The sequence below is a fragment of the Lutibacter sp. genome (genome assembly GCF_013139515.1).
GTDB lineage: Bacteria > Bacteroidota > Bacteroidia > Flavobacteriales > Flavobacteriaceae > Lutibacter.
The window spans coordinates 1-9,353 of sequence record NZ_WTAR01000151.1; the positions used below are offsets into that span (position 1 = coordinate 1).

Genomic DNA, 9,353 nt, shown 5'->3' on the forward strand with positions numbered 1-9,353 from the left:
ACAAACCCTGCAGATAGCAATAATTTAATTGATATGAGTTTAAGAACCATGCTTATTGAAGATGGTAACAGGCTTATTTTAATTGATACAGGCGTAGGAAATAAACAATCCGATAAGTTTTTTAGTCATTATTACATGTTTGGAGATTTTTCTTTAGACACTTCATTAGCAAAACATGGATTTCATAGAGATGATATTACCGATATTTTTTTAACACACTTACATTTTGATCATTGCGGAGGAAGTATTCAATGGAATAAAGACCGAACAGGATACGAACCAGCGTTTAAAAACGCAAAATTTTGGAGCAATAAAAATCATTGGCAGTGGGCAATTGAACCAAATGTGAGAGAAAAAGCATCATTTTTAAAAGAAAATATCAATCCAATTGAAGCGAGCGGACAATTAAATTTTGTGAATTTACCTTCAGGAGATTTTATTCAAAATTCTGAATTAGGATTCGATATCTTATTAGCTGATGGACATACAGAAAAACAAATGATTCCTCATATTCAATACAAAGGAAAAACAATTGTTTTTATGGCAGATTTGCTACCAACAGTTGGTCATATTCCTTTACCGTATGTAATGGGTTATGACACGCGACCGTTGTTAACTATGGACGAAAAAGCAATATTTTTAAACAAAGCAGCAGACAATAATTACCTGTTATTTTTTGAACACGATGCAACCAACGAGTTGTGCACCGTAAAACACACCGAAAAAGGAGTACGATTAAACCAAACATATAAATTTAAGGAAGTATTTAATTAAACATAAATAAAAATGAGAATAGTAAAATCAATTTATGTAGTAGCGATAGCCGCAATTACATTAGCAAGTTGTAGTTCTGTTAAAAATATAGCAGTTCCAACAATGGATACAGCTGTAAGCGTTGCAGCTAAAAAAGGAGAAATTACAGATGAGAAATTTAATCACTGGGCACATGCAGATTTAGCAACTGATACAATTCCAGGTATTAGCTTAGATAGAGCGTACAAATTTTTAGAAGGAAAAACAGGTGTAACTGTTGTTGTTGGTGTGATAGATTCAGGGATTGATATTGAGCATGAAGATTTAAAAGATGTACTTTGGACAAACCCAGGTGAAATTGCAGGTAATGGAATTGACGATGATAAAAATGGATATGTAGATGATGTTCATGGATGGAATTTTTTAGGAGGGAGCGGTGTTGCTGCGCCAGAACAATTAGAAATTACACGTTTGTATGCACAATATAAGAATCGTTTTGACGGAAAAACTGCTGAAACTATTGCTGAAGGAGAAAAAGCAGATTTTAAAAAATATCAAAAATATTCAAAAGCATTTGAAGCTGCATCTTCTCGTCATTTTAAAACATTAGATCGTTTGACAATAATTGGAGAAAATTTTGCTGCAGTTAAAACTTTTTTAGGCAAAGATGATTTTAGTCTAGAAGATTTACAAGCTGTAAAAACTGATGATGAAAAATTACAAGCGCAAATAGGAGATGTTTTAGGGCTTCTTTCAAGAGGGTTAGACGAAAAAGCATACTTAGAATATTACGAGTCACAAAAGAAAAATAAAAATTACGATTTAAACTTTGATGGTAGAGCAATTGTAGGAGATTCTCCAACAAATATTGATGATACAAATTATGGTAATGCATTTGTAATTGGTTCAAAAGATGATGAAATTCACGGAACACACGTTTCAGGTATTATTTTAGCATCACGTAACAATGGCGTTGGTATGAATGGTGTTGCACATAACGCCAAATTAATGTCAGTTAGAGCAGTGCCAGATGGTGATGAGCGCGATAAAGATGTTGCATTAGCAATTAGATATGCTGTTGATAACGGTGCGAAAGTAGTGAATATGAGTTTTGGAAAAAGTTTTTCTCCTCATCGTCATTGGGTTTTTGACGCAATTAAATATGCTGAAAAAAATGATGTATTATTAGTACATGCGGCTGGAAATAGCAGTAAAGATATTGATGTGAAAGATAATTGGCCAAACGATTCTATGGATAAATTAGCTGAAATAGCAGATAATGTGCTTACAGTTGGAGCGATGAGTTCTAATTACAACGAAAAATTACCTGCTTCATTTAGTAACTATGGAAAATCAAATGTTGATGTTTTTGCACCAGGAGTTCAAATTTACTCAACTTTCCCTAAGAATGAATATCAAAAAATTAGTGGTACTTCAATGGCTTCACCAGAAGTAGCAGGTATTGCAGCTTTAGTGAGATCGTATTACCCACAATTATCTGCAAGCCAAGTAAAACATATTATTATGAATTCTGGAACAGAATTAGATATGGAAGTAATTTTACCAGGTTCTAAGTCAAAAGAAAATAAAAATGGTAAAAAAGTGAAGTTTTCTACATTATCAATTTCAGGAAAAGTAGCAAATGCATATAACGCTTTAGTTTTAGCCGATAAAATGGTGAATAAAGGATAAAAATATATAATATTCTGTTAAAAAGCACACTCAAATTGGGTGTGCTTTTTTGTTTTTAATAAATTTAAAATAGGAATTTCATCAAATTTCATTAAATTTAACATTCTAATAAATGCCATGATTCAGGACGTTTAAATAATAGCTACGAAAAACTTATTGAGTAAGAAAATTCTATTTATAAGAAAATGAATATTTTTTTGACATAATTCATTTCCTGTAAAATTTATTAATAAAGATATTATTATAAGTAAATGAGAGTTGTTGCAGTTAATAAAACAACATTTACAAAACTGTTGAAGTGTTTTGATTTAAAAGGAGGGTTATACTTTGTTTTTATAATCACACTTTCAATAGTTAATTCAAGTTGCAAGCAAGAGCCAACATATAAAGGCCCACAAATTGGAGATTATCCACTTACTCAAGCAACCAAAACATATCATTTCGCTATACATCCACTTCACAATCCTGCAAAACTGGTAGAAGAATATCAGCCGCTTATGAATTATTTAAGCGAAAGAATTGAAGGTATTACTTTTAAAACTGAAGCCTCTAGAGATTATGGAAGATTTGAAGATAAATATAAAAGTAGAAAAGACGAATTTATTCTTCCTAACCCTTGGCAAACAATTCAAGCTATGGATAATGGTTATAATGTTATAGCAATGGCAGGAGAATCAAAAGATTTTAAAGGAATATTTATTGTGCGTAAAGATGGAATTATTAATAAACCTATAAATTTAAAAGGTAGCGCAGTAAGTTATCCTTCGCCAACAGCATTGGCAGCTTGTATTATGCCTCAGTATTTTTTACACACGAATGGAATTAATGTTTCTAAAGATATTGAAAACAAATATGTAGGCTCTCAAGAGTCTTCAATTATGAATGTTTACTTAAAAAAATCAACAGTTGGAGCAACGTGGCCACCACCATGGAGAGCTTTTCAAAAAGACCATCCAAAAGAAGCTTCAGCTTTAGAAGTTATATGGGAAACAAAAAGTCTCATTAATAATTCTGTAATGGTTCGTGACAATGTACCAAACAAAATAAAAGACCAAGTTTCAATACTTCTTAACGGTCTTCATACTTCTAAGCAAGGAAGAGAAATTCTTGTTGGAATGGAAACTGCACGTTTTTATGTTGCTACTAATAAAAGTTATGATACTGTAAAAAATTATATAAAGAGGTTTGAAAGAGAAGTACGTAAAATTGAAATAGAATGAAAAATAAAGGTTTTAAACATTTTTTAATTAACACCTTACGCGGTCGTTTAATACTTAGTGTAGCACTTGTGCATGCTGTGATGATGACTGTTTTTATTATAGATTTAACAAGTAGGCAGCGAGAGCTATTACTTGATCGACAACTAGAAGAAGCAAAATCTCTTTCTTGGGCACTATCAACATCAGCAGCAGGTTGGATAGCTTCTGATGATATTGCTGGTCTTCAGGAATTGGTGGACAGTCAACTTCATTATCCAGAATTAATATTTGCTATTTTAACAGATGAGCAAGGGTTAATTTTAGCACATTCAGATAAAATTAAAAAAGGGAAATTTTTAATTGATTTACCTAATAAAGCAGAATTAACAATACTTAATAAAACGCCTGAATTGGTAGATGTGGCTGTACCTGCTATACTTAAAGGAAACCACATAGGTTGGGTACGTGTAGGTTTAAACCAAAAGGCAGCAGAAAAAAAGCTATTTATAATTACACTTAATGGTGTATTATACACAATTTTAGCAATTTTAATAGGTTCAATAATAGCTTGGTTTATGGGTAAGCGTATTACTCAAAGGCTTTATTTAGTACAGGATACAATAAACAAAGTAAGTGCAGGAAATCCATCTGCAAGAGCTAAAATTGTAGGCTCAGATGAAGCTACGTTATTAGCTCAAGAATTTAATTCAATGCTTGATACGTTATCAGATAGAGAATTAAAATTAGATAAAAGTATAGTGCGTTTTGAGAAGCTTTTTAATCTAGCCGATGTGCCTTTAGCTTTGATTAATGAGAAAGGACAAATTCTAGATTTTAATAGAAGCTTTGAGACTACTTTTGGGTACACAGGTGATGATTTACCTAGCGTTGAAGAATGGTGGTTATTAGCATATCCTAACCCTGAGTATAGAAAAAAAGTAATAAATTCTTGGGGAAACGATATAGAAATTGCAAAGAAAAAAGGAAGTAATATTGAAGCAAAAGAATATGAAGTACAAAGTAAAACAGGAGAAAAATTAACCATTGTAATTTCAGGTACAATTATTAATAATGAAATACTTGTTACTTTTTTTGATATAACAGCTCGTAAAAAAATTGAACAAGAATTAACAAAATCTAAAATAAAGGCTGAGGAATCTGATCTTTTAAAATCTGCATTTCTTGCTAATATGAGTCATGAAATACGAACACCCATGAACGGTATTCTTGGCTTCGCAGAATTGTTAAAATCACCAAAACTTACAGGAGATAAACAACAAAAATATATTGGTATTATTGAAAAAAGTGGAGCTAGAATGTTAAATATTATTAATGATATTGTTGATATTTCAAAAATAGATTCAGGGTTAATGAATGTAGTAATTACTGAAACTAACTTGAATGAGCAAATTGAATTTATTCATACATTTTTTAAACCAGAAATAACAAATAAAGGGATACAGTTTGTTGTTAAAAACAACCTAACTCTTGAAGAGGCTATTATAGAAACTGATAGAGAAAAACTGTACGCAGTACTCACAAATTTAATTAAAAATGCCATTAAATATACTAATGAAGGCTTTATAGAGTTTGGATGTGAAAAAAAAGAAAATCAACTTAATTTTTATGTAAAAGATACAGGTATTGGCGTTCCAAAAAATAGACAAAAAGCTATTTTTCAAAGATTTATACAAGCTGATATTTTAGATAAAAAAGCTTTAGAAGGAGCCGGATTAGGGCTGTCAATAACAAAATCTTACATTGAAATGCTTGGTGGAGAAATTTGGTTAGAAACGGAAGAAAATGTTGGATCTACATTTTATTTTACACTTCCATATGTTTCAAAAAAAGATAAAAAAATTCCACTAAAAAATAATACTACTGAAGAAAAAGGTGCTGCTAAAATTAATAACCTTAAAATATTAATTGTTGAAGATGATGAGATATGTGATAAGTATCTTACACTTGTCATTAATAAATACAGTAATAATATAATCCATACTAAAAATGGTGTTGAAGCTGTTGAATATTGTCAAGTAAATTCAGACATTGATTTAATTTTAATGGATATTAAAATGCCAGAAATGAACGGTTATAAAGCAGTACAAGAGATTCGAAAATTTAATAAAGACGTTGTTATTTTTGCTCAAACCGCATTTGCACTGTCTGGCGATAAAGAAAAAGCATTGAAAACAGGATGTAATGAATACCTGAAAAAACCAGTAAAAGAGGTAGAAATACTTCGTTTAATTCAAAAACATTTCAATAAATAATAAAAAAATTATAATGTTCTGTTAAAAAGCACACTCAAGTTGAGTGTGCTTTTTTGTTTTATAGAGATATGTTTATATTGCGCATTAAAAATAAATTTAAAATGAATAAATTTCTACCCCTACTATTTTTAATAGTTACTTACATAGTTTCAGCACAAAGCAACACAACGTACTGGCAACAACATGTAGATTATAGAATGGATGTTGATGTGAATGTTGAAAATTACCAATATAATGGAACTCAAGAATTGGTGTACACTAATAATTCACCCGATGTTTTAAACACCGTTTTTTATCATTTGTATTACAATGCATTTCAACCAAATAGCGAAATGGATGCTCGTTTACAAGTAATTGTTGATCCTGATGGAAGAATGGTAAACAATATAGGAACGAAAGAAAATCCAAAATATGAAAGTAGAATTTCAAAACTTAAATCAAATGAGATTGGTTATTTAAAAGTAGTTTCACTTCAGCAAAATAGGAATGCTTTAAAATATACTATTGAAGGAACTATTTTAGAAGTTGAATTAAACACTCCAATTCAACCGGGTGAAAAAGTAACTTTTAATATGGTTTTTGAAGGACAGTTACCAATACACATTAGAAGAGCTGGAAGAAATAATGAAGATGGAGTTGCGCTTTCAATGGCACAATGGTATCCAAAAATGGCTGAATATGATTTTGAAGGTTGGCATGCAGATGCTTATATTGCTCGTGAGTTTCAAGGCGTTTTGGGAAATTTTGATGTAACACTTCATATTGATAGAAATTACACTGTTGGAGGAACTGGAAATCTTCAAAATCCACAAGAAATAGGTCATGGTTATGAAGATAAAAATCAAAAACTAACGATTAAAAAAGGTGAAAAATTAAGTTGGAATTTTAAAGCAGAAAATGTACACGATTTTACTTGGGCGGCTGATCCAAATTATACACATGATGTATTAGTAACAGAAAGTGGTACTAAGCTTCATTTTTTATATAAAAACACGCCAGAATATTCTAAAGCTTGGAAAGAAGTACAACCATTAACCGAAAAAGCATTGAATTATTTTAATGCAGCAATTGGTCAATACCCTTGGGAACAGTATTCTATAATTCAAGGAGGAGATGGCGGTATGGAATATGCAATGTGTACTTTAGTTGCTGGTGGAAAATCATTAAATGAAATTGTAGGTACTGTATTTCATGAGTTTGCTCACACTTGGTTTCATAATATTTTAGCCACTAACGAAAGTAAACATTCTTGGATGGATGAAGGTTATACTACGTATATTTCAACATTGGCTTCAAACAAAATTTTAAGAGGTGGTGATGATACACCAAATGCAAATGGCTATAGAGGCTATTATTATGCAGTGAAAAATGGAATAGAAGAACCTTTAACAACGCATGCAGATAGATTTAATACAAATGCAGCTTTTGGAATTGGAAGTTACGGTAAAGGAAGTATGTTTGTTTCACAACTTAATTATATTATTGGCGAAGAAAATGTAAAAAAAATGCTTAAAAAATATTTTGAAGATTTTAAATTTAAGCATCCAACACCAAATGATGCAAAAAGGGTTGCCGAAAAAGTATCAGGACTAGAATTAGATTGGTATTTAAATGAATGGATTGAAACCACACACACTATAGATTATGCAATAGCAAAAGTTGAAGAAAACACTATTACGTTAGCTCGTGTAGGTCAAATGCCAATGCCTATTGATGTAACTGTTACTTATGTTGATGGAAGTGAAGAAAACTTTAATATTCCGCTACGTATGATGCGAGGGAATAAACCAACTACGGCAACGGTGTTAAAAGATTGGACTTGGGCTCACCCTACATATACGTTTTCTACTTCAAAGAAAATTAAAACTGTTGAAATAGATTCGTCTCAATTAATGGCTGATATTGATAGAGAAAATAATATTTTTGAAAAGGAGTAAAAAAAGAAAAGAGACTGTATAAAAAGTATTGAAAAACCGTCATTCTGAATTTATTTCAGAATCTTAATATTTTGATTATCAACTATTATGCGAACCTAAAACAAGCTTAAGTTGACGAAAATACGCTTTTTATACAGCTTCTTTTAAACTTTTAAAAATTTACTTTTTAACAATATACTTTCTTAAATTGGAAGTTAAAATGGTTTTTAATTCCCCTTCATTACCTTTTGAAGTTTCAGTGAATAAAAAACCAAAAATTGGATACTCACCAATAGTTATTTTTCTTAAAAGTAATGGGTTTTCAAAATCAGCAAGTAATTTATCATAATCAAAAGAAGCAATATCATTTTGCTCAATTCCTGAATTGTTATCTAACAAAATAAGGCTACATTTTTTATCTTCTTTTTGTTTGAAAATTGCATTCCAGTTAGGTTTTTTATTATATATAAAATACTCATAAGAATTTATACCAAAAGCATAATTAGCTACATCTCCAGTTGTACACCAACCACCAAAACGCATTGGATTTACTTCAATGGGAATAATTGTTCCGTTACTGTCAATTCTAACTTCAATATGAATAGGGAAATTTTTTAATCCTGTTTTTTCTCCAATAATATTCACTAAATTTTGAACAGGTTTAAGAGTTGAAGTAATAATTTCTTTTGAAGTTGAATACACTCTATCACTTACATCTTTTCCAGACGAAAAAACATGGTGCATACAATTTAAAATAACCGCTTCGCCTTTATTATTGTAATAACAATCTATGGCATATTCTTCACCTTCAATACATTCTTCAATAATAAAATTGTTAGTGTTTAAAACTTCAGTTGGATAAAAACCTTTAATATGCTCAATATCAGTTTTAATTTTAGTTAAAACGTCATTCCATTCAGCAGGCTCATCAACTTTATGAACACCTAAACTAAAAAAACCAATAGCAGGTTTAATTATAAATGGAAATTTTAAATTGTTTACCGAAAAAGTATCTAAATCTTCATATTTTACACCTTTAAAAAAGTAATTTGGGTACACATCTTTTAATAATTCTCTAAAAGCTATTTTATTTTTGAAATGCTTAATTTGTTCAGGACGTTTAGTTTCGCTTAAATTAGCTTCAACCCAACTAATTGTGTTTTCAGAATTAGAATATATAAGGTGATTAGGTTCACTTTTTATAATTTTTTTTGCAGCAGCTTCTGAAACCCAATTCAATGATTCATCAGAAATTAACTCTTTAGCTTCAGCAGTTGCAACTATTTGAAACTTATTTTTTTTAATTGTTTTTATAAGAAAATCTGAAACGTAAGGTTTGCCAATTAAAATCATATATAATTGATTAGGTTGAGTGTAAATTTAAGTAAAACTAGAAACGTTGAATGTTATTTTAATTACACACTAAGGCAGTTCAACACCTGTTGAAGCATTGTAAATTTTAAACCACTGCTCAAGGCTTAAATCAATTTTTGAAGCTTCTACTGCATTTTTTAGTCGTT

The 9,353-nt window shown here is 30.3% G+C and carries 6 protein-coding genes; 5 read left to right on the plus strand and 1 reads right to left on the minus strand.

The features are described 5' to 3' along the window. From GQ540_RS12940 to GQ540_RS12960, 5 genes are all read left to right on the plus strand, one after another. Positions 1-774 (plus strand): MBL fold metallo-hydrolase (locus GQ540_RS12940; protein ID WP_291801835.1); only part of this gene is annotated, 774 nt, incomplete at its 5' end. Between the two features lie 12 nt (positions 775-786). Then, entirely contained in the window at positions 787-2,445 is a 1,659-nt protein-coding gene (locus tag GQ540_RS12945) for a S8 family peptidase (RefSeq protein WP_291801838.1), read from the plus strand. Positions 2,446-2,696: 251 nt separating this feature from the next. After that, complete coding sequence (locus GQ540_RS12950; protein ID WP_291801840.1) at positions 2,697-3,665, plus strand: PhnD/SsuA/transferrin family substrate-binding protein; 969 nt, start codon at positions 2,697-2,699, stop codon at positions 3,663-3,665. Next, on the plus strand, positions 3,662-5,917 hold the full coding sequence (locus GQ540_RS12955) for an ATP-binding protein (RefSeq protein ID WP_291801846.1): 2,256 nt from the start codon (positions 3,662-3,664) through the stop codon (positions 5,915-5,917). The genes GQ540_RS12950 and GQ540_RS12955 overlap by 4 nt, the downstream gene beginning before the upstream one ends. A gap of 101 nt (positions 5,918-6,018) precedes the next feature. Continuing rightward, a complete protein-coding gene (locus tag GQ540_RS12960; protein ID WP_291801849.1) occupies positions 6,019-7,854 on the plus strand; it encodes a M1 family metallopeptidase in 1,836 nt (611 codons plus the stop codon). A 159-nt stretch (positions 7,855-8,013) separates the two neighbouring features. Here GQ540_RS12960 and GQ540_RS12965 read toward each other — a convergent pair whose 3' ends face one another. Continuing rightward, entirely contained in the window at positions 8,014-9,186 is a 1,173-nt protein-coding gene (locus GQ540_RS12965; RefSeq protein ID WP_291801851.1) for an ATP-grasp domain-containing protein, read from the minus strand. Positions 9,187-9,353: the final 167 nt, after the last annotated feature.

What these genes read in the sequence shown, in the direction of transcription:
- GQ540_RS12960 (WP_291801849.1), top strand. Translation starts at nt 6,019, where the DNA reads ATGAATAAATTTCTACCCCTACTATTTTTAATAGTTACTTACATAGTT.
- GQ540_RS12945 (WP_291801838.1), top strand. Translation starts at nt 787, where the DNA reads ATGAGAATAGTAAAATCAATTTATGTAGTAGCGATAGCCGCAATTACA.
- GQ540_RS12965 (WP_291801851.1), bottom strand. Translation starts at nt 9,186, where the DNA reads ATGATTTTAATTGGCAAACCTTACGTTTCAGATTTTCTTATAAAAACA.
- GQ540_RS12950 (WP_291801840.1), top strand. Translation starts at nt 2,697, where the DNA reads ATGAGAGTTGTTGCAGTTAATAAAACAACATTTACAAAACTGTTGAAG.
- GQ540_RS12955 (WP_291801846.1), top strand. Translation starts at nt 3,662, where the DNA reads ATGAAAAATAAAGGTTTTAAACATTTTTTAATTAACACCTTACGCGGT.